19 protein-coding genes are annotated in these 21,304 nt (G+C 69.0%); 6 read left to right on the top strand and 13 right to left on the bottom strand.

Annotation, left to right across the window (positions count from 1 at the left end; translation table 11 throughout):
- Window position 1 precedes the first annotated feature (1 nt).
- Entirely contained in the window at window positions 2–523 is a 522-nt protein-coding gene (locus tag IEY60_RS08945; protein ID WP_229739755.1) for a nuclear transport factor 2 family protein, read from the bottom strand.
- Between the two features lie 294 nt (window positions 524–817).
- Complete coding sequence (locus IEY60_RS35590) at window positions 818–1,690, bottom strand: Abi-alpha family protein (RefSeq protein WP_229739660.1); 873 nt, start codon at window positions 1,688–1,690, stop codon at window positions 818–820.
- Window positions 1,691–2,075: 385 nt separating this feature from the next.
- Between IEY60_RS35590 and IEY60_RS08935 the strand changes: the two genes are divergently transcribed.
- Together IEY60_RS08935 and IEY60_RS08930 are read left to right on the top strand one after the other, a co-directional pair.
- Complete coding sequence (locus IEY60_RS08935) at window positions 2,076–3,350, top strand: DUF445 domain-containing protein (protein WP_229739659.1); 1,275 nt, start codon at window positions 2,076–2,078, stop codon at window positions 3,348–3,350.
- A complete protein-coding gene (locus IEY60_RS08930) occupies window positions 3,341–4,183 on the top strand; it encodes an Abi-alpha family protein (protein ID WP_189025995.1) in 843 nt (280 codons plus the stop codon). Before IEY60_RS08935 ends, IEY60_RS08930 begins: the two co-directional genes overlap by 10 nt.
- 86 nt (window positions 4,184–4,269) lie before the next feature.
- Here the strand turns inward: IEY60_RS08930 and IEY60_RS08925 are convergent, their stop codons facing one another.
- Both IEY60_RS08925 and IEY60_RS08920 read right to left on the bottom strand, forming a co-directional pair.
- Complete coding sequence (locus IEY60_RS08925) at window positions 4,270–6,060, bottom strand: ABC-F family ATP-binding cassette domain-containing protein (RefSeq protein WP_189025993.1); 1,791 nt, start codon at window positions 6,058–6,060, stop codon at window positions 4,270–4,272.
- A 213-nt stretch (window positions 6,061–6,273) separates the two neighbouring features.
- Window positions 6,274–7,209 carry a 4-(cytidine 5'-diphospho)-2-C-methyl-D-erythritol kinase gene (locus tag IEY60_RS08920; RefSeq protein WP_189025991.1) on the bottom strand — a complete coding sequence of 312 codons (936 nt, stop codon included), beginning with the start codon at window positions 7,207–7,209 and terminating at the stop codon, window positions 6,274–6,276.
- Between the two features lie 175 nt (window positions 7,210–7,384).
- Between IEY60_RS08920 and IEY60_RS08915 the strand changes: the two genes are divergently transcribed.
- Window positions 7,385–7,594, top strand: a complete 210-nt coding sequence (locus IEY60_RS08915; protein ID WP_189025989.1) for a cation transporter — start codon at window positions 7,385–7,387, stop codon at window positions 7,592–7,594.
- Window positions 7,595–7,955: 361 nt separating this feature from the next.
- Here IEY60_RS08915 and rsmA read toward each other — a convergent pair whose 3' ends face one another.
- From rsmA to IEY60_RS08885, 6 genes are all read right to left on the bottom strand, one after another.
- Window positions 7,956–8,837: a 16S rRNA (adenine(1518)-N(6)/adenine(1519)-N(6))-dimethyltransferase RsmA gene (gene rsmA / locus IEY60_RS08910; RefSeq protein WP_189025987.1), complete on the bottom strand. Its 882-nt coding sequence runs from the start codon at window positions 8,835–8,837 to the stop codon at window positions 7,956–7,958.
- Between the two features lie 34 nt (window positions 8,838–8,871).
- Entirely contained in the window at window positions 8,872–10,026 is a 1,155-nt protein-coding gene (locus IEY60_RS08905; RefSeq protein ID WP_444543796.1) for an alpha/beta fold hydrolase, read from the bottom strand.
- Between the two features lie 116 nt (window positions 10,027–10,142).
- Window positions 10,143–11,300, bottom strand: coding sequence for a lipase family protein (locus IEY60_RS08900; protein WP_189025985.1), 1,158 nt, complete (start codon window positions 11,298–11,300; stop codon window positions 10,143–10,145).
- A gap of 32 nt (window positions 11,301–11,332) precedes the next feature.
- A complete protein-coding gene (locus IEY60_RS08895) occupies window positions 11,333–12,472 on the bottom strand; it encodes an alpha/beta fold hydrolase (RefSeq protein WP_189025982.1) in 1,140 nt (379 codons plus the stop codon).
- Between the two features lie 251 nt (window positions 12,473–12,723).
- A complete protein-coding gene (locus tag IEY60_RS08890) occupies window positions 12,724–13,851 on the bottom strand; it encodes a resuscitation-promoting factor (protein ID WP_189025980.1) in 1,128 nt (375 codons plus the stop codon).
- 172 nt (window positions 13,852–14,023) lie between these two features.
- Complete coding sequence (locus IEY60_RS08885) at window positions 14,024–14,857, bottom strand: TatD family hydrolase (protein ID WP_444543794.1); 834 nt, start codon at window positions 14,855–14,857, stop codon at window positions 14,024–14,026.
- A 102-nt stretch (window positions 14,858–14,959) separates the two neighbouring features.
- Between IEY60_RS08885 and metG the strand changes: the two genes are divergently transcribed.
- Window positions 14,960–16,528 (top strand): methionine--tRNA ligase, encoded by a 1,569-nt coding sequence (metG, locus tag IEY60_RS08880; RefSeq protein ID WP_189025975.1) that lies wholly within the window; start codon window positions 14,960–14,962, stop codon window positions 16,526–16,528.
- Between the two features lie 42 nt (window positions 16,529–16,570).
- Here metG and IEY60_RS08875 read toward each other — a convergent pair whose 3' ends face one another.
- Together IEY60_RS08875 and soxR are read right to left on the bottom strand one after the other, a co-directional pair.
- On the bottom strand, window positions 16,571–17,323 hold the full coding sequence (locus tag IEY60_RS08875) for an isocitrate lyase/PEP mutase family protein (RefSeq protein ID WP_189025973.1): 753 nt from the start codon (window positions 17,321–17,323) through the stop codon (window positions 16,571–16,573).
- Window positions 17,324–17,363: 40 nt separating this feature from the next.
- The gene (gene soxR / locus IEY60_RS08870; RefSeq protein WP_189025971.1) at window positions 17,364–17,849 is read right to left on the bottom strand and encodes a redox-sensitive transcriptional activator SoxR; all 486 of its coding nucleotides are present in this window, start codon (window positions 17,847–17,849) and stop codon (window positions 17,364–17,366) included.
- Between the two features lie 132 nt (window positions 17,850–17,981).
- On the opposite strand from soxR, the gene arcA reads away from it, so the two are divergent.
- Both arcA and IEY60_RS08860 read left to right on the top strand, forming a co-directional pair.
- Window positions 17,982–19,223: an arginine deiminase gene (gene arcA / locus IEY60_RS08865; RefSeq protein WP_189025969.1), complete on the top strand. Its 1,242-nt coding sequence runs from the start codon at window positions 17,982–17,984 to the stop codon at window positions 19,221–19,223.
- A 6-nt stretch (window positions 19,224–19,229) separates the two neighbouring features.
- Window positions 19,230–19,589: a GntR family transcriptional regulator gene (locus IEY60_RS08860; protein WP_189025967.1), complete on the top strand. Its 360-nt coding sequence runs from the start codon at window positions 19,230–19,232 to the stop codon at window positions 19,587–19,589.
- Window positions 19,590–19,592: 3 nt separating this feature from the next.
- Here IEY60_RS08860 and IEY60_RS08855 read toward each other — a convergent pair whose 3' ends face one another.
- Window positions 19,593–21,143 (bottom strand): dolichyl-phosphate-mannose--protein mannosyltransferase, encoded by a 1,551-nt coding sequence (locus IEY60_RS08855; RefSeq protein WP_373291703.1) that lies wholly within the window; start codon window positions 21,141–21,143, stop codon window positions 19,593–19,595.
- Window positions 21,144–21,304: the final 161 nt, after the last annotated feature.

The raw sequence follows: 21,304 nt of genomic DNA, 5'->3' as shown, positions 1-21,304 counted from the left end.
CCTACGCGGCCGGTCCGGGGTTGCGTTCCACCGAGGAGATGTGGTTCTCCTGCGCGATCATTCCCCAGCGGCTCGCGGTCAGACGCAGGCTGGGCAGATCGCTGAGCGAGAGCACCACCTCATAGGTGCGCTCGTAGCCGGTGTGCGCGATGCGCCAGTGCCCGTCGTCGCAGCGGACATAGCGATCGGTGTAGAACGCGGCGCCGCGCAGGCACATGTTGTGCTCGGGGATGATCACCGTGTCGGCGAGATACCAGGTGCCGGTCGCAGTGTCGCCGTCGACATCGACCTCCGGATGATCGCACCGATGCTCGGTGATGACGTGCGGTCCGAGGGTGTTGCGCAGGAAGGCCAGGAAGGCCTCACGCGATTCGAACTGCAGGTATTCGCTGTAGGTCGCGGTGGCTTCGGGGATCAGCGTGTCGGCGAACTCGTCCCAGGACTTGGTGTCCAGCGCGCGCAGGTAGCGGAACTTGAGCCTGCTGATCGCGATGAGGTCGTCGGGGTGATCGGGCGGCCGCACGAACGGTTCCGGCTGCTCGTCCTGTGCTTCTTCCGGCAACTCTCCGGCCATCCGGCCCTCCCCCGTCTCCGGCCCGGCGACCAGCGGTTCGTCGCCTCCGGGTAGCAACGATCCCGGCCGCACCCATGCGGGCGCGACAGGTTCGTCGACCCGCATGTCGTTCGGTGATCCGGACCCCTGCTCCATCCCTCCACGATCCCACTGAAACGCGCGCAGTGCCCGATCTGTATCAGATCGCTATCACTGCCGACACCGGAGCGTGATCTCCGGCGCCGGCGCCCCGCGCTGTCTCAGCTACCCGATGGTGAAGCAGGTGCGGCAGAAGTCCTCGCCGAATTCCGAGAGCCGCAGGCTCTTGCGCACGATCTTGGGCGCGCGGCCCGCCTTCTTGAGCGCTTCCTCGACCACCGGCTGCACCTCGAGCACCATGTAGCGGCTCAGCACGACCGGGTCGTCGGAGGTGAACGTCAGGCCGAGGCGGTTGAGGTTGATCAGGTAGGAGCGGGCCCGGTCCGGGTAGCGCACGCCGGCCTGCTCGGGCACCGAGGTCAGGTCGCCCTGCACCAGCTCCGAGCCGATGCCGAGCGGGCGGTTGGTGCGCACGTCGACCGAGGGCTGCGGGCCGTTGAGGGCCATGAACCGCAGGATGCGGGCCTCGTCGGGCGCGATCTCGTCGAGAATGCGGTCGTAGGCCGGGTGCACGTCCTCGGTGAAGTAGACGTCGGCCGAGCGGGCCAGCAGTGCGTCGCCGCGGCGGCGCAGGTCCTCGGTGCTGGCCGAGCGCAGGTACGGGCCGACGGTGATGGCCTGCTGGGTCGACCCGTTGGGCGTCGGCACATAGCTGACGATCTCGCGCACCGACCCCTCGGTGACGCCGAGCGCGCTGCGCGCGATGGAGCGCAGCGCGTTACCGGTGCGCTCCGCGATGTCGGCCGAGGACTCGCCGTCCAGAGCCGCCTGGGCCAGTTCCTTGGTCACCTCGTAGGTGGTGCCGACAGCCCATTGGCTGCCGCGCACCGCGGTCCCGGCGGCCAGTCCCGCGGCGCGGAACACGCCTCGGATCAACCGGGCTTCGTTGCTGATCTGTCGCTGCTCGACATCCGAGCTGCGCTCGACGGCGCGGGTACCGGCACGGGCCAGGTCCTGTCCGGTCCTGTCGTCTGTCACGTCCTACTCCGAAGTCTCGCCATGTGAACTTCTCGCTCACAGATTATTGCCCGACCACGCTTCAGGCACAGTGCGTTCGCAGCGCGCCCCCTGAACGCGCTGGTTGTGTCCTGTCATCAAATGTGGTGGTGCTCATTGTCGCGACTCGCCAGGGCGAGTACGGCATTCGGGACAGGTTCTGTGACTGATGTCTCAGACACTACCCTGTGGCCTGACGCACGACGAATGGACCCAGTTCCGCATCTCACAGTAGGGTCACCTCGCCATGGGGGTGCAGGTGCTAATTTTGGTTTGCCGGTGAAGGCGGTGGTCACCGGATTACGGCAGGAGGGTGTCGTTGTTGGAGAGTGTGTTCGGGTTACACCCGACACTCCTGCTCGAAATTGTGACCATTCCCCTTTTCACAGGAATTATCGGTTACATCACCAACTGGACCGGCATTTTGATGCTGTTCCAGCCGATCAAGTTCTACGGCGTCAAGCTGCCGGGCCTGCGCGCGGTCTTCCCGTACCTGCCCAAGCGGATCCAGGTGTTGCCGCTGCTCAGCTATGACGGCCGGATCGGCTGGCAGGGCATCGTGCCCTCGCGCGCCGACAAGATGGCCAGCATCGCCGTCGACAAGGGACTGTCCAAACTGGGCAGCGTCTCCGACTTCTACCGTGAACTGGATCCGGAGAAGCTGGCCGAACATCTGGCCGAAGTCGCCGACGCGCAGATCAGCGACATCGTCGAGGTGATCCTGCGTCGCGAGCACCCCCAGCTCTGGTACAACCTGCCCACCCAGGTGCGCGAGATGGTGCATCAGCGGGTGCGCTCGCAGCTGCCGGAGATCCTGCGCGAACTCACCATCGAGCTCGGCACCAACATCGATCAGCTGCTCGATGTGAAGCAGATGGTCATTCGCTACTTCCAGGCCCGCCCGCAACTGCTCAACCAGTTGTTCCAGGTGCTCGGCGCCAAGGAACTGCGGTTCATGCAGAATTTCGGCTTCTATTTCGGCGCGCCCTGCGGCCTGCTGCTCGTCCTCGCGCTGCACACCACCGGCCTCTCGCCGCTGATCGTGCTGCCGATCGGCGGCATCATCATCGGCTGGGTGGTCAACTGGGTCGGCATCAACATGATCTTCGCGCCCGCGCTGCCCAAGTGGTGGTGCCCGTGGCGGCAGGGTCTGCTGATCAAGCGTCAGCCCGAGATCACCGCGGGCTACGCCGAACTCGTCTCCACCGAGGTCGTCACCGTCGCCAATATCGGCGACGAACTGCTCAACGGCCCGCGCTCGGACCGCACCCTGCAGATGCTCGAGGACACCCTGCGCCCGGCCGCCGATCGCGCGCTCGGCCCGGCAAGGCCCGCGGTGAAATTCATGCTCGGCAGCCGCGAATACGATTCGCTGCAGTCCACGATCACCGCCGAGGCCATGACGATCGCGCCGATGGCCTTCGCCGATCCCGCGTTCAATGTCCAACAGGGCAGGCAGGTCAACGAATACATCGCCCGGCAAATGTCCGCACTTTCCCCGCACGACTTCGTGGACATGCTGCGTTCGGCCATCAAACAGGACGAATGGTTGCTTTTCGTCCATGGCGGCGCGCTGGGGCTGCTCGCCGGATACGCTCACATCCTGGTCTTCGGAACAGGAGTAGCGACGACATGGATGTAGACGACGGGACCCCGTCCACCGAGCTGGTGCGACGGCCGGTACCGCCGATCGAAGCCACCGGCGACAGACGCGGCGTGCTGCCCGTCTCGCCGGTGCGCACGGTGCGAGCTGCGACCGGGGTCGCGCGGGTCGCGCTCACCGCGGCCTCGGGCATGACGCTGTGGACCCTCGACACCGCACTCGGGGTCACCGTCACCGTCCTGCGCGGCAGCATGGCGGGCGCACCGCCCAAGGAAGTCCTCGCCGAAGCCGAAGGCGAAGTGCGCGACCGGCTCCGGCACGCGCTCGGCCTGCCGACCGCCGCCGAACACCACGGCGACCCCGGCACGCCGACCCTGCGCGAACAGGGCGCCGAACTGCTGCGCCTGTCCGCCAGTACCCATGCCGCCCAGCCGGATACGCACCCCGCCTACCCCGGCATCCTCGCCGAGATCACCCCGGACGAGGCACGGATCCTGCGGTTCATGCACGTCGACGGTCCGCAGCCCGCGCTCGACGTGCGCACCGGCCGTCAGCGCGCGTTCGGCGGCGAACGCCTGATCAGCGGCCTGACGCTGATCGGCGAGCACGCAGGTCTGCGCTTCCCGAACCGCGTCCCGCAATACCTGCCCAACCTGCGCAGGCTCGGACTCATCGAGTTCACCCGCGATCCGGTCGGCAATCCCAGCCGCTACCAGCTCATCGAGGCGCAGGAACAGGTCCGCGATGCGATGAAGCGCGGTTTCGGCACCAAGGTGAGCTACCGCAGCATCCTGCTCACCGAGTTCGGCGCGGATTTCGTCCAGACCTGCCTGCCGGTCGTCATCGGCGATGGGCGAGAGACCGCGACCTAGAACCGCGCTGAACGTTCACTTTCCGGCCGATCGGTCGAAATCGTGACCGTCGGAGCGTTCAGTGAATGCTCAACGCTTACCAGGCCCTAGTTCTCGGCGAGTTCCGCAAGCTCCATCCAGCGTTCTTCTGCCGCTTCCTTTTCGGCGACGACCTCTTTGAGTTCGCCGCCGAGCTTCACCAGCTTGTCCGGGTCGGTGGCGGCGTCGGCGAGGGCGACGTGCAGTTTCTGTTCGCGCTCGTCGAACTTGGCGATGGTGCGCTCCAAGCGGGACAGTTCTTTGCGGGCGGCGCGGCGGTCGGCCGAATCCGTGGTCGCCGCGGCCGGTTTCGCGGTGACCGGCTTGGCCGAGGTGGCCATCGTGGCGCGCTTGGTGAGGTACTGGTCGATGCCGCCGGGCAGGTTGGTGAGCTTGCCGTCGCCGAACAGGGCCCAGGTGGAGTCGCAGATGCGCTCGACCAGGTAGCGGTCGTGGCTGATGACCACGAGGGTGCCCGCCCAGTTGTCGAGCAGGTCTTCGAGCTGCTGCAGGGTATCGATGTCGAGGTCGTTGGTCGGCTCGTCGAGCAGCAGGACGTTGGGTTCGGCCATCAGGATGCGGGTGAGCTGCAGGCGGCGGCGTTCGCCACCGGAGAGGTCGCCGACCGGGGTGCGCTGGCGCGCGGGGGTGAACCCGAGTCGTTCGGCCAGCTGGCCCGCCGAAATCTCCTTGTCACCGAGCATGATTCGCTGCGCGATCTGCTGGACGGCCTCGAGCACGCGCATATCGGTGGGCAGGTCGTCGAGTTCCTGGCGCAGCCAGCCGATCTGCACGGTCTGGCCCTGGATGCGCTTGCCCGCGGCGGGTTCGACATCCCCGGCCAGCGCGCGCAGCAGGGTGGTCTTGCCCGAGCCGTTGACGCCGACCAGACCGACCCGCTCGCCCGGCGCGAGCCGCCAGGTCAGGTCGCCGACCAGTTCGCGGGCGTCGGGGGTGGTGAGCGTGGCGTTCTCTAGTTCGATCACCACGCGGCCCAGCCGCTTGCGCGCGAACGCGGCCAGCGACACCGAATCGCGCGGCGGCGGCACGTCGGCGATCAGCGCTTCGGCGGCCTCCACCCGGTAGCGCGGCTTGGAGGTGCGGGCCTTGGCTCCTCGGCGGAGCCAGGCGAGTTCCTTGCGGGCCAGGTTCTGGCGGCGGGACTCGGTGGCGTCGGCCTGGCGGGCGCGTTCGGCGCGGGCGAAGATCCAGTCGCCGTAGCCGCCCTCGTAGGTCTCCACCTTGCCGCCGACGACCTCCCAGGTGCGGGTGGCGACGGTGTCGAGGAACCAGCGATCGTGGGTGACGACGACCAGCGCGGTGCGCCGATCCACCAGGTGCCGCGCCAGCCACTGCACGCCCTCGATGTCGAGGTGGTTGGTCGGCTCGTCGAGGACGAGCAGGTCCAGGTCACGCACCAGCGCGGCGGCCAGCGCGACGCGACGGCGTTCGCCACCGGAGAGGTTGGTGACCGGGGTGTCGAGGCCGAGGTCGGCGATGCCGATGCCGTCGAGCACCGAGCGGATGCGCGCGTCGGCGGCCCACTCGTGTTCGGCGATGTCGACGGTCGACAGGTCGTCGGACAAGCCGGCGAGCACGATGGACCCGATGGTGGCACCGTCGGGCAGCACACCACGCTGGGTGACCACGGCCATCCGCAGCCCACCGACCCGGCTCACCCGGCCGCTGTCGGGGGATTCCAGCCCGGTCAGCACCTCGAGCAGCGTCGTCTTGCCACCACCGTTGAGACCGACCACCCCGATCCGCTCTCCCGCGTGCACACCGAGCGAGACGTCGTCCAACAGCGGCTTGACGCCGAAGCTCTTGGAGACCTGTTCGAGGTTGATCAGGTTGGACATAGGTATTGCTCGCCGTTCCGCCTCCCCGCGACTTTGGGCCAGACTCAGGCGCGGGGAGGCGCGCGTCGGCGGCTTACGTTGGATTGCTGGATCAGCTAGCCCGTCCCCGGCGAGTTACCCATGTCCATGCGAGATCTGTTGAAAGCGATCATAGAGGACCGGCCGCTGCTGTTTTGTCCCCCACGGTCCCGGCCCAAGCTCAGGTGGTTGCGATCAGCGCTTGGCCTGCGCATCCGTGTCGAGCACCCGCGCACCGGGCACCGGCCCGCTCGCGGTGCGCACGCTGCGGCACACGCCCGCGCCCGCCAGCTCCGCCGCGACCGCGATCGCCGCCTCTTCGGTGTCGCACAGGAACGCGCAGGTAGGCCCGGACCCCGACACCAGACCCGCGAGCGCGCCCGCGCCGACACCGGCCCGCAGCGTGCGCCGCAGTTCCGGCTTCAGCGACAGCGCCGCGGCTTGCAGGTCGTTGCCGAGCAGGGGTGCGAGCGTCTGCGCATCGCCCGCGGCCAGCGCCTGCATGAGCTTCTGCGGGTCGCCCAGGCGCGGCGGATCGCCCTCGGCGCGCAGCCGGTCGAGTTCGCGGAACACCGCAGGGGTGGACAGGCCGCCCTTGGCGAGCGCGAGCACCCAGTGAAACGTATTGCGCGACAACACCGGGAGCAGCCGTTCGCCGCGGCCGGTGCCGAGCGCGGTGCCGCCGTGCAGGGCGAAGGGCACATCGCTGCCGAGTTCGGCGGCCACCGCGGTGAGCTCGTCGCGGCCGAGGCCGAGGTCCCACAGCTCGTTCAGGCCGACCAGCGTCGCTGCGGCGTCGGCGCTGCCGCCCGCCATGCCGCCCGCCACCGGAATACCCTTGGCGATCGCGATCTCCACCAGGGGCGCGCGCCCGGCCAGATGCGCCAGCCGCACCGCGGCCTTCCAGACCAGGTTGGTCCGGTCGGTGGGCACCTCCGCGGCGCTCTCGCCGCTGACCCGCACGGTCAGCGAGGCCGACGGGGCGAGTTCGAGCTCGTCGGACAGCGACAACGCCTGGAAGACGGTGGTCAGATCGTGATAGCCGTCCGGACGCAGATCACCGACTCCGAGATGCAGGTTCACCTTCGAAGGCGCGCGCACGACGACCGGGCTGGGCACAACTGACAGCACGATCACCAAGCGTAACCGGTTGCACCGACGAGTACGCATGCCGAATCCCGCCCCGAAAGGCGATCCGGCACATACGAGGGCGAGACGGGTTGCGCGAGGTACCCGTGGGGGGTATGTTCAATCGTGTCGGGGACATACCCCAGGACCGTATGATCGAACAGCGAAGGAGTCGGCCATGGCCACCACCACCTACACCGTCACGGGGATGACCTGCGGACACTGCGTGAGTTCGGTCAAGCAGGAGATCGGCAAGATCGACGGTGTGACCAGCGTCGACGTCGACCTCGCGAGCGGCCTCGTCCGCGTCGACAGCGCGAACGAGCTGTCCGAGGCCGACGTCGCGGCCGCCGTCGACGAGGCGGGCTACGAACTGGCTGCATCCTAGGCGGCTGGCGCCGCGTGTTTTCGGCCTCGTGACCTCGCGTCCGAGGGGCGATACTGCGCCTTCGGCGTTCCGTCTCGCCCCTCGGACGCGAGGCGGCCGAAAACGTGGTGGTCCCACATGCGTTAACCAGCGGTTCATTCACCGCTTGGGACGCCGCGAATCATCCACAGCGTCATCCACATCTGCGCTACCCGGCGCAACAGTGCGGATATTCACCCGCTACCGGGTACGCGGCCCGCAGACCATGATCAACTCCGGCACCGGCGAAAACCGGTTGTCCACAATTGCTTTCACAGGCCGTGATTCCGCGAGCCGATGAACAGCCGGTGTACTGCGGGTTCGGAGTGCGGGAACCCGCGATTCAGCTCTGCGCCGCAAGGCGGACGAAAGCCGCCGTATCCAGCGTCTCGCCCCGCGCGGTGGGATCGATACCCGCCGCCATCAGCCTGCGCTCGGCCTCCGCCGGCGAGCCCGCCCAACCGGACAGGGCCGCGCGCAATGTCTTTCGGCGCTGTGCGAACGCGGCGTCGATCACCTCGAACACGCGACGGCGATGCGCCTCGTCCATCGGCCACGGCGGCTCGGCGTAGCGATCGATGCGGACCAGGCCCGACTCGACGCGCGGCACCGGCCAGAACACCTGCGTGCCCACCGCGCCCGCCCGGCGCACCTTGCCGAAGAAACCGGCCTTGACGCTCGGCACGCCGTACACCCGGCTGCCCGGTTCGGCCGCGAGCCGGTCGGCCACCTCGGCCTGCACCATCACCAGCGACACCGTGATGCTCGGCAGCACGGCGAGCAGATGCAGCAGCACCGGAACGGCCACGTTGTACGGCAGGTTCGCCACCAGCGCCGTCGGCATGACGGGCAGCTGGTCGGGGCGCACCCGCAGGGCGTCGGCCTCGACCACCTGCAGTCGGTCGGCCAGGCCGGGAGCCCGATCGGCGACGGTCTCCGGCAGGTAGTTGGCCAGCACCGGGTCGATCTCGACCGCGACCACCCGGTCGACCACATCGAGCAGCGCCAGGGTCAGCGAGCCGAGACCCGGCCCGACCTCGAGCACGGTGTCCCGCGCGCCGACGCCTGCCGCGGCGACGATGCGGCGCACCGTATTGCCGTCGTGCACGAAGTTCTGCCCGAGCTGCTTGGTCGGCCGGACGCCGAAGCGCTCGGCCAGCGTCCGCACCTCGGCGGGACCGAGCAGTGCGGCGCTACCGCGCGCGGGGATCTCTGGTTCGGGCACGGCTAGAACCTACCAACCCGGCCGATCGAGCAGCTCAGCGCTGTGGCGGGGCGGCATGGACACGGTCGAGGAAGGCGTCGATCGCCGCGCGCTGCTCCGGCGATATCGACCCGTGCTGGCCGGTTCCGGGGATCACCTGCTGGTCGACGCCGTTGGCCGCGAACTGCGCGACCAGCGCGGCGTGCAGCGGGGACGGCACGATCGTGTCGGTGACGTTCATCGTCAGCAGGATCGGCGCGTCATAACCGCTGGTCGGCAGGGTCATGTAGGCGGCGAGCACATCGCGGAGCCCGGTGAGCGGGCGCGCCAGCAGATCTCGCGCCGACAGGCCCTTCACCGAGGCGATGATCTCGTCCAGGCACCGGTCACCCGCGGCGTCGACGAGCGAGCGGCCCAGCGGCGTCAGGTAGGAGTCCACGTCGGCCTCGGGATGGGTGGCGCGCAGCCCGGCCAGGATGCTGACCACGAACGAGGTGGCCGAGGACAGCACCGGGATCTCCGGCAGCTCGGGACCGACGAACGGCAGCACCTTCTCCACATCGGAGGCGGGGTCGACGGCGACGGTCCCGCGGAAGTCGAGTTCGGGCGCGTAGCTCTGCTGCACGTGCGCGGTGCTCAGCGCCGCGTGCCCGCCCTGCGAGATGCCGAGCACGCTCCAGGTGCGCGACAGGTTGGGGTCGGCGGCGCGGGCGGCACGGACCAGGTCGATGGTGGCGCTGGCCTCGCTGCGCACCTCGAGGTACGGGTGCGGGCCGGTCTCGAAACGGCCGAGCCCGAGGTAGTCGGGGGCGACGACGGCGTAGCCCTGGTCGACGAACCGCTTGATGAACGCGTCCTCGGCGCCGCGCTGCCGCGGCAGCGGCGCGAGCTCGGGGTCGGCCTGGCCGCCACAGCCGGGACCAGAGCCCGAGGTGCCGTGGTCGTAGGCGAGGATCGGCCAGCCGGTGGCGGGCGCGTCACCGTCGGGCAGGAACAGCGCGCCGCTGGCCGGGCGCAGGGTGCCCGCCGAGTCGGTCATCCAGTACTCGACGACCGACCCCCGGGCCATGCCGTGCCAGCCCGCGGGTTCGGGCTGCACCGCGATGATCGCGCCCGGCGCCTCCGCCGCCGCGGGGGCGAATCCTGCGGCGAGCAACGCGCTCGCGGTGACGGCGGCGACGAACGCCGCGCGCATCGGGGTCTTCGGCAACGGATCCAGCTCTCCACCAGGCGACACTTCCTGGACGAGTGTACAGATCAGCGGAGGTTCCGCCTCGCACATCGAGCAGTCATCCAAAAGCGTTGCACCCCTTGGTTATTCGACTGTCAGCGCAGCGGCGGCGCGGTGTTGACTCGCGCGACGAACCCGTCGAGCGCGTCCCACATCTGCCGGCTGAGCACGGTGTGCTGACCGAATCCGGTCACCGCCTCGAAGTCGACACCACCGGCCGCGAACTGCGCGACCAGGGCGGCGTGCAGCGGCGACGGCACGATCGCGTCGGTCGCGTTGATCAGCAACAGGATCGGCACGTCGTACCCGCTGGTCGGCACGGTCATGTACTGGGACAGCGCGGTCCGCAGCGGACCGTCCGACAGCGAGCGGGCGAACAGGTCATCGAACCCGAGGCCCTTGACGTTCGCGACGATGGCGTCGATGCACTGCCCACCGGCGGCGTCGAGGATTGCCTTGCCCTTCGGCGTGAGGTAGGAGTCGACCTCGGCCTCGGGGTGGGTGGCGCGCAGACCGGCCAGGATGCTCACGGTGAAGCCGGTCAGGCCCGCGGTGCCCTCGATCTCCGGGAAGGCGGGGCCGAGCAGCGGCAGCACCTTCTCCACATCGGAGGCGGGGTCGACGGCGACGATGCCGCGGAAGTCGAGCTCGGGCGCGTAGCCCTGCTGCACGTGCGCGGTGCTCAGCGCCGCGTGCCCGCCCTGCGAGGCGCCGACGGCGGTCCAGGTGCGCGAGAGGTCGGGGTTGGCCGCCCTGGCGGCGCGCACGAGGTCGATGGTGGCGGTCGCCTCGCTGTAGACCTCGAGGTAGGGGTGCGGGCCGGTGTCGAAGCGGCCCAGGCCGAGGTAGTCCGGGGCGACGACGGCGTAGCCCTGGTCGACCAGGCGCGCGATCAGCTCGTCCTCGGCGGCGCGGTTGACCGGCAGCGGCGCGAGCTCGGGGTCGGCCTGGCCGCCGCAGCCGGGGCCCGAACCCAAAGTGCCGTGGTCGTAGGCGATGACCGGCCAGCCGGTGGCCGGCGCATCGCCCTCGGGCAGGAACAGCGCACCGCTGGCCGGACGCTCGGCGCCCGACGAATCGGTGGTCGTGTACTCGATCACCGAACCACGGTCCATGCCGTGCCAACCCGCCGGCCGTAATTCGGTGGCGAGCACGCTGCCCGGTTCCGCCGAGGCGGGGGCGTAGGTGGCGGTCATCAGCGCGGCAGCGGTGATGACGGCTGCGATCGCAGCACGGCTCATGGTCTTCGGCATCAGGGGGTCACCTATCGGGCCGCAGGAACGGGTCAGCGCGCTCGGGCCAGGAATTCATCGATCGCGGCGATCATCGCCTGGTTCAGCTCGCAATGTTTGCCGGTGCCGACGACGGGCGTGTAGTTCACGCCGTTGGCGGTGAATTGGGCGGCCAGCGCGGCGTGCAGGGGCGAGGGCACCGTACGGTCGGTGGCGTTGACCAGCAACAGGATCGGCGCGTCGTAGCCGCTGGTCGGGACGGTCATGTAGTCGGCCATGACCGAGCGCAGCGGTTCCTCGGAGAGGGGGCGCGAGAGCAGTTGCCCCAGCGTCAGATCCGCGACCCGCTCGTCGATCGCGTCCTGGCACAGCGTGCCGATCTCGTCGATGACCTGGCGGCCGAGCGGAGTGAGGTAGTTGTCGACCTGGGCGTCGGGACGGGCCGCGCGCAGTCCGGCCAGAATGCTCACCGAGAAACCGAGGATGCCGCCGCTGACACGATCGGGATTGCCCGGCCCGAGCAGCGGTGCCACCTTCTCGACATCCGATTCCGGGTCGATGGCGATGGTGCCGCGGAAGTCCAGCTCCGGCGCGTAGCTCGCCTGCCGGTGGCCGGTGCCGAGCGCGGCCTGCCCACCCTGCGACATTCCCGCCGCCACCCACACCGGCGACAGATCCGACCGCACCGACCGTGCCGCCCGCAGCAGATCCAGCGTGGCGGTGGCCTCGGTATCGATCCCGAGATACGGGTGCGGCCCGGTGTCGAACCGCCCGAGCCCCAGGTAATCCGGCGCGACAACGGCGTAGCCCTGCGCCACCAGATGCCGCAGGAACACATCTTGCGCCGCCTGCGATTCCGGCCACGGCGCCCCCGCCGGATCCGACTGCCCGCCGCAGCCCGCGCCGAGCCCGGTGGTGCCGTGGTCGTAGGCGATCACCGGCCAGCCACCGGCGGGCACGTCACCTTCCGGCAGATACAGGGCGCCGCTGGCCGGCTGCGGCACACCACCGACACCCTGGGTCCAGTAGTCGATCACCTGCGCGCCGGACATCCCGTGGAACCCGTCGGCCTGCGGAATCACCGCGATGACTGTTCCCGGAGCGTCCGCGTGCGCCATCGGCGCGCACACCCCGATACCCGTCGACAGCACAGCCGCGGCAGCGGCCAGCCGCCAGGCCGAAACCCCACGCATCACAACCACCCTCGACTCATCGACGAGCCGAAACCACCGCACGAGCACAGCGGACCCGGCGAAACCGAGTGCACGGTACCGTGCACGGTCACCCAGTCAACCCGACCCGCCGAGCGCACCCGGAAAGTCGCGACCTACCGCACTCCCGGCCCCGCACCACAACTCGAGTCCGCCATGACCGCACTCCCAGCCCCGCACGACCGACCTCGAGGAGGGTTCGGCCGGACACCGGATCCGATCCGCAGATCCGATCAGCCCAGGCCGAGACGCCCCGTGCACGCGGGCCAGGCGCCCCAGCCCTGACGGGCGCGAGTCACTTCGGCGATGGCGATCTGCTCTTCGCGGGTAGCCAGATCCGCACGCGGCGCGTACTTCAACCCGCCCTGACGTTCCCAGGTGCTCTGGTCGAACTGGATGCCGCCGTAGTACCCGTTGCCGGTGTTGATCGCCCAGTTGCCGGTCGACTCGCAGCGGGCCAGCGCGTCCCAGATCGCGCCGTCGCGAACCGGCGGCACCTCGGTGCCCGGCTTGGCGCCCTTGCGGATCGTCTTGGGCTGGGCGGGGGTGATGACGTTGGAGTTGGTCTGCACGCGACCGGATTCGACGCCGTTGGTGATGGTGACCGCGAAGGTCGCCTCGTGCAGGCCCGGCACGCCCGGGTTCTCGACCACGGTGCGGCTCATGTTCATGGTGACGTCCTCGATCACCAGCTCGGCGGGGTCGAGCGGCAGCGTCTCGGTGCGCTGTTCGATCCGCTGCCGGGTGACGGTGACCTGCATGTCGCCGGTCAGCGGGGTGTCGGCGGCGGGCTCGGCGAAGTCCTGATCCGCGAGCGGAACACCCGCGGCGGTGAGGAATTCGCCGACCGTCGGCGCCGCGAGCCGCACGTCGACCGGGGCAGCGCCACCGTCGAACAGCGTGATGGTGCGCGGGGTGTAGACGCTGAGCGCGGCACCGGCCAGCGGCAGCTTCTCGGTGCGGGTCGGCACCACGTGGGTGTCGGACGGGATCTGCATCTGGGCGAGCGCGTCGCCCGCGGTGAGGCCGGTGGTCCACACCTTGCGCTCGGCGCCGTCGACGGTGATCGTGATCTCGCGACCGCGGTTGAGGGTGATGGTCGCGCCGTCGCCGACCTTGGCGGCCGCCGCGGGGCTCACCTCGTCGTGCTCGGAGAGCTCGTAGCCGGCGTCGGCCAGGATGGCGCGCACATCACGGGACATGGTGCTGTGCTCGATCCGCTCACCGTCGACGACCAGCGCGACCGTCTTGTGGTTCGTGATCGCCAGCGAGGCGCCGACCAGAAGAGTCAGCAGCAAAGCCGCCACCGCCGCGTACAGCAGCGGCGAGCGTGACGAGTTGATCCGAGCAAAAGCCGACATGGTTACAGAACGATAACGACAAGGTTTGCCCCAGACAACACCGATGCGCCCGATCAGCGGGATCGCAGGTCACGATTCGATATAGACATCGCTGGTAGATAACGACCTGGGCACCCGAAAGTGAGCCGAATCACGTTTAACGTCCAGCCCCCTACCGTCCGGACGAAACCGACTAGCGAATGCGGTACAGCCGTCGCGCGTTCGCGGTCGTGATTTCGGCCAGTTCCGCCGGGTCCTGCTCGCGGACTTCGGCCAGCGCGCGCACCGTGTACGGCAGGCAGTAGGACTCGTTCGGCGCACCGCGATACGGGTGCGGCGTCAGGTACGGCGCATCGGTCTCGACCAGGATCTGGTCGTCGGGCACCAGCTGGGCCGCCTCGCGAAGTTCGTGCGCGTTCTTGAAGCTGACCGTCCCGGAGAAGCTGAGCACGTAGCCCTCGGCCACGCAGGCCTCGGCCATGGTCGCGTCGGAGGAGAAGCAGTGGAAGATCACCGTGTCCGGCGCGCCCTCGTCGAGCAGCACCGTGAGCAGGTCGTGGTCGGCCTCACGGTTGTGGATCATCAGCGGCTTGCGGACGCGTTTGGCCAGGTCGATGTGCCAGCGGAAACCCTCGATCTGGGTCTCGATATCCGCGCAGCCCTCGAGCTTGCCCGGCCAGTAGTAGTCGAGACCGGTCTCGCCGACCGCGACCACCCGCGGGTCGGTGGACAGGCGTTCCAGCTCGGCCTTGGCCTTGTCGTCCAGCGCGTTCGCCCGCGTCGGATGCAGCGCGACGGCCGCGTAGACCCGCGGATCCCACTGCGCCGCCTGCACCGCCCACTGCGCGGCGGCGAGATCGTCGGCGACCGTCACGACGTGCCCGACACCGGCCGAGGCTGCCCTGTCCAAGATCACCGCGGTCGACTCGGCATCGGTCGCACCGCAGGCATCGAGGTGGGTATGCGCATCGATCAGCGGCGCGAGCGGCGGCGGAACAGGCGGAGCCGGACGATTCGTGTTTGGCACGCGGATTACAGTAGTTCGCATCATGAGCGAGCGAAGCGAGCGATCAATGGGCACAGCCGCAGATGCGGTCAGGACTGAGCCGAGCGCCAGCGAGGCTCAGGCATGAGCGCATCTGAAGGCGCCGAGGCGCCCGCCTTCTACGTCACCACCGCCATCGCGTACCCGAACGGTGCGCCGCACATCGGGCACGCGTACGAGTACATCTCGACCGACGCGATCGCCCGGTTCAAGCGACTCGACGGTTACGACGTGTTCTTCATGACCGGCACCGACGAGCACGGTCAGAAGATGCAGCAGACCGCGACCACCGAGGGCATCCCGGTGCAGGAACTCGCGGCCCGCAACTCCGACGTCTTCGAGGCGATGGACAAGGCGCTCGACATCTCCTTCGACCGCTTCATCCGCACCACCGACGAGGACCACAAGGCCGCCAGCGTCGCCATCTGGGAGCGCATGCTCGCCAACGGCGACATCTACCTGGGCAACTACTCGGGCTGGTACTCGGTGCGCGACGAGGCCTTCTACACCGAGGAGGAGACCACCCTCCTCGACGACGGCACCCGCGTCTCGACCGAGACCCAGACCCCGGTCATCTGGACCGAGGAGTCGAACTACTTCTTCAAGCTCTCGGAGTACCAGGACAAGCTGCTGGCGCTGTACGAGGAGCGGCCGGAGTTCATCGCGCCCGCGACCCGGCGCAACGAGATCGTCAGCTACGTCAAGGCCGGGCTGAAGGATCTGTCGATCTCGCGCACGACCTTCGACTGGGGCGTTCCGGTGCCCGGCCACCCCGATCACGTGATGTACGTGTGGGTCGACGCGCTCACCAACTACCTGACGGGCGTCGGCTTCCCGAACACCGATTCCGCCGAGTTCCGGAAGTTCTGGCCCGCGAACGTGCACATCATCGGCAAGGACATCACCCGGTTCCACACGGTGTACTGGCCCGCGTTCCTGATGTCGGCGGGGATCGAGCTGCCGGACCGCGTCTTCGTGCACGGGTTCCTGTACAACAAGGGCGAGAAGATGTCGAAGTCGACGGGCAATGTCGTCGACCCGCTCGCGCTGGTGTCCACCTACGGCCTGGACCAGGTGCGGTTCTTCCTGCTCCGCGAGATCTCCTACGGCCAGGACGGCAGCTACAGCAACGACGCCATCGCGGGCCGGATCAACAGCGACCTGGCCAACGAGTTCGGCAACCTGGTGCAGCGCAGCCTGACCATGGTCAACAAGAACTGCGACGCGAAGGCACCCGCCCCCGGTGAGTTCACCGAGGACGACCGCGCCCTGCTCGACCGCGCCAACGGCCTGCTCGACCGCTGCCGCGCCGAGTTCGACGCCCAGCAGATGCATCTGGCGCTGGAGGCCATCTGGCTGACCCTCGGCGAGACCAACCGCTACTTCTCCGCCAACGCGCCGTGGGCGCTGCGCAAGTCGGGCACCGAGGAAGACCTGGCCAGGATGGCCACGGTCCTCTACGTCACCCTCGAGGTGGTGCGCATCGTGGCGATCCTGGTGCAGCCGGTGATGCCGGGTTCGGCCGCCAAGATCCTGGACCTGCTCGCCCAGGAGGGGCGCACCTTCGCCGATATCGCCACTCCCCTCGTCCCCGGTATCGACCTGCCCGCGCCGGAGCCGGTGTTCCCGCGCTACGTCGAGCCCAAGGAGTAAGACGGTGTGGCGCACGGCATCTCACCGTGCGCCACCCGCATCTCAGGTCCAGGCGGCGAGCAGCTTGCTCGCTTCGGCGCCCAGCGCGGCCTGCAGGAACGGACCGAAGCTGATCCGGGCGACACCGAGTTCGGCGAAGTAGTCCTTGGCCGGAGTCCCCGGCTGCCCGATCGCGTTGACCGGCAACGGCAGTTCGCTCGTGAGCCTGCGCAACACGTCGTCGGCGTGCTTGCCCACCGGGTACAGCACGTCGGCGCCCGCCTCGGCGGCCAGCCTCAGCCGGGCGATCGCGCGGTCGACGCGGTCGGCCTCGTCCCCGTCCTGCCGCAGGAACAGATCCGTGCGCGCGTTGACGACCACATGCACCCCCGCCGGGTCGGCGGCCGCGCGCAGCCCGCGCACGAGCTCGGCGTGCTCCTCGGGACTGCGCAGCCGCTTGCCCTCGCTGTGCACTGTGTCCTCGATATTGAGCCCGACCGCACCCGCCGCGAGCAGACCCTCGATGAGCCGCGCGGGCTCGAGCCCGTAGCCCGATTCGATGTCGACCGACACGGGCACGTCCACCGCCCCGGTCACCTGGGTGACGCGCGCGAGCAGCTCGTCGTAGGTCATCCCCTCACCGTCACTGCGCCCGACCGAGTCGGCGACCGGGTGACTACCCATGGTCAACGCCGAAAAACCAGCGGCCACAGCGACATTCGCCGACCACGCGTCCCACACGGTCGGTAGCACCACCGGGTCCCCCGGCCGGTGCAGTTCGAGCAGAGTCTTCGCTTTCGCGTCCAGAGAGGTCATACCGCGATGATGCCGCACCGCGAGTGTCCGCGCCGCCGGACTAGACGCAACCGGTCCGCGGCGGGCAGTTCAGCTGCACATCGAGCACGCGCGCACCGGGGCCTTCGGCACCGAGCCGGTCGTGTTCGTTGACGAGCTTGCACGAGCCGAGCGACAGGCAGCCGCAGCCGATACAGCCGGTGAGGTTGTCGCGTAGCCGGGTGAGCTGGACGATGCGGTCGTCGAGATCCTCGCGCCACGTGGTGGACAGGGCTTCCCAGTCACGACGGGTAGGTGTGCGCCCTTCCGGGAGCCGGTCCAGCGCCGAGCGGATCTCACTGAGCGGGATCCCCACCCGCTGCGAGATCCGGATGAACGCGACCCGGCGCAGAGTTTCGCGAGCGTAGCGACGTTGATTGCCGCTGGTTCGACGACTCGATATGAGACCTTCGCGTTCGTAGAAGTGCAACGCGGACACTGCAACTCCACTACGCTCGGATAGCTGCCCGGGGGTCAGCTCCTTCGTTTGCCAATCGGCCGTCGTCATCTGCGCTCCTCCCGTTTTCGCCCTCAACAATACTTGAGGTTTTCGTGTCGTGTACGAAAACGGCCGGACTCCCCGAGGCCAGGTCTGCGGGTCTTCCGTGCCGACGCGGGCTCCTCGCATTACGGTTTCCGCATGGGAACCGCCCCCGACTCGCGCCTGGCCGTCACGTCCGAGGTCGGCACGCTCCGGACGGTGCTGCTGCACCGGCCCGGCGACGAACTGCGCAGGCTCACCCCGAGCAACAACGATCAACTGCTCTTCGACGGCATTCCGTGGGTGGAACGCGCCCAAGCCGAGCACGACGCCTTCGCCGCCTTGCTGCGCGAACGCGGCGTGGAAGTGCTGCTGCTGTCCGAGTTGCTGGCCGAAACGCTCGAGGTGAGCGGCGCGGCCAGGATCCAGGGTATCTCGGCCGCCGTCGATGCCCGCAGACTCGGGCACGATCTGGCCGATCAGCTCGCCGCCGAACTGCGCAAATTCGAGGCGCGCGAGCTCGCCGACATCCTGATGGCCGGGATGACCTTCGACGAACTGCCCTTCGGCCCCGACACCACCTCGCTGGTGCGCCGGATGCACCACGGCGCCGACTTCGTCATCGACCCGCTGCCCAATCTGCTGTTCACCAGGGACTCCTCGTTCTGGGTCGGGCCGAAGGTCGCGATCACCTCCCTCGCCCTGCCCGCCCGGCACCGCGAGACCTCGATCACCGATCTCGTCTACGCCTTCCACCCGCGCTTCCTCGGCGTGCGCCGGGCCTACGAATCGCACACCGCGCCGATCGAGGGCGGCGACGTGCTGCTGCTCACGCCGGGCGTGGTGGCGGTCGGCGTCGGCGAACGGACCACGCCCGCCGGCGCGGAAGCCTTGGCGCGCAGCCTCTTCGACGACGATCTCGCCCACACCGTACTGGTGGTGCCGATCGCGCAGAACCGCGCGACCATGCACCTGGACACCGTGTGCACGATGGTCGACACCGACGCGGTGGTGATGTATCCAGGTGTGCGGGAAACCTTGCAGGCCTTCACGATCCGCCGCGAGGACGGCTTCTCCGGGCGCAGCGATCTGGACCGGATCAGCATCATCGGACCCGAGCCGTTCCTGCCCGCGGCGGCCGCCGCCATGGGCATCGCGCGCCTGCGGGTGATCGACACCGGCCGCGACGGACCGACCGCCGAACGCGAACAGTGGGACGATGGCAACAACACCCTGGCCCTCGCGCCGGGCGTGGTCGTCGCCTACGAACGCAACGAGATGACCAACTCGCGCCTGACCGACGCCGGGGTCGAGGTACTCACGATCCAGGGGTCGGAGCTGGGCTCCGGCCGTGGCGGTCCGCGCTGCATGTCCTGCCCACTGGCCCGAGACGAGGTATGAGCGATCATGTTCCACGTCGAGCTGTCCGCCGATTCCACTCAGCCGCCGTATGAGCAGCTGCGTATGGCCGTGATCGAACAGGTCCGCGCGGGCACGCTCACCGCGGGCACCAAGATCCCCACCGTCCGCGCGCTGGCCGCCGATCTGGGCATCGCTCCCAACACCGTCGCCCGCGCCTACCGCGAACTCGAGGCCGACGGAGTCCTCGAAACCCGGGGCCGCCAAGGCTCCTTCATCGCCTCCTCCGGCGATCCCACCCGCGATATCGCAGGCCGCGCCGCCGTCGACTACGTGACGACGATCCGCCGCCTCGGCCTCACCGACGCCGACGCGCTCGAGTTCGTCGAGCGGACATTGGACAGCTAGGTTCTACCGCCAGCTCGGTAGCCAGAGGTGGTCCTGCCAGCTGGCGGGAGTGATCGGCTGGGCGGTGAGGATCGGCCAGAGCCAGACGAAGTTCGCGATCACCAGGCCCAGGTAGATGCTGACGATGAGCAGTCCGAGCGCGTACCGCTCGTTCACCGGGGCTGGCAGATAGGTGCCGGTGGGACTGCGCGGTATCCCCGCGGGCCGGGCCGAGCCGAGGATGTCGCCGAGGATCAGCGCGACGCCCATCGCCAGGAACGGCGCGAGCACCACCGCGTAGAAGAAGTACATCTGCCGGTCGAGGGTGAGGAACCAGGGCAGCAGGCCAGCGCCGTAGCCGACCAGCACGGCGGCGTAGCGCCAGTCCTTGCGCACGACCGAGCGCCACACCATCCAGCCGAGCGCGGGCAGCGCCAGCCACCACAGCGCGGGCGTGCCGACCGCCATCACGGCCTTCACGCACTGCGCCTCGCCGCAGCCGGTGACGGTGCCGTCGGCGTAGTAGTAGAGCATCGGGCGCAGGCCCATCGGCCAGGTCCACGGCTTGGATTCCCACGGATGATGGTTGCCCGCCGAGTTGGTGAGACTCGAATGGAAGTCCAGGGTTTCGCCCTGGTAGTACCAGAGCGAGCGCAGTGCGTCGGGCAGGAACGCGAACGGGCCGCCGGTGCCGATCTGGTTGCCGACCGCGTACCGGTACACCCCGTTCTCGCTGGCGAACCAGGCCCAATACGAGGACAGATAGACCACGAGCGGAATGACGACCAGCGCGTACAGCGCCGGGCCCACGTCACGGACCAGGGTGCCGATCCACGGCTTGCGCACCCCGTACGCGCGGCGGGCGCTCACGTCGAAGGCCACGCTCAGCAGCCCGAAGAACATGATGAAGTAGACGCCCGACCATTTGGTGCCGCACGACAGCCCGAGCAGCACGCCCGCGCCGAAGCGCCACCAGCGCACGCCTAGGCGTGGCCCCCAGTCGGTGATTCCGATCCGGCCCGCCAGGTCGGCGGCGGCCATCCGTTCGCGGACCTCGTCGCGGTCGACGATCAGACAGCCGAACGCGGCGGTCACCAGCAGCGCCATGAAGATGTCGAGCATGCCGATCCGGGAGGAGACGAAGGTCAGCCCGTCGGCGATGAGCAGGATGCCCGCGAACGCGCCGATCAGCGTCGAGCGCGACATGCGGCGCACGATCCGGATCACCAGCAGCACCAGCAGGGTGCCCGCCAGGGCCGCGGTGCCGCGCCAGCCCCACGCGTTGTAACCGAACAGGGCCTCGCTGATCGCGATGAACTGCTTGCCGACCGGCGGATGCACCACCAGCCCGTAGGCGGGGTTGTCCTCCACGCCGCCGCCGGTGACCATCTGCCAGGCCTGTGGCGCGTAGTGCTTCTCGTCGAAGACGGGGGTGCGCGCGTCGGTCGGGTAGTTCAGGTTCGCGAAGCGGGTGATCGCCGCGATGACCGTGAGCACGGCGGTGACCGCCCAGCCGCGGGCGGTGTCGAGCGGGCCGAAGTCGGGGGCGGGTCGCAGCGGAGCCGGCGCGACCAACGCCGCCGACCGCGACGGTGGCGTCGCGCGCGTTTCGGTCACCGGGATCACGCCCCGATCGTAGGCGGTGCGCCCATCGAAGTCCGAGCCGACACTGTTCCCCCTCGTTTCCCGGCAGATGCGCGATCCGGCGTGGCGGGCCCGCCTGACAGAATGGCCGA

This window comes from Nocardia rhizosphaerihabitans (assembly GCF_014646295.1).
Taxonomy (GTDB): Bacteria; Actinomycetota; Actinomycetes; order Mycobacteriales; family Mycobacteriaceae; genus Nocardia; species Nocardia rhizosphaerihabitans.
Note: the sequence above shows the minus strand (reverse complement) of the source record. Positions and strands in the feature narration are given on the sequence as shown.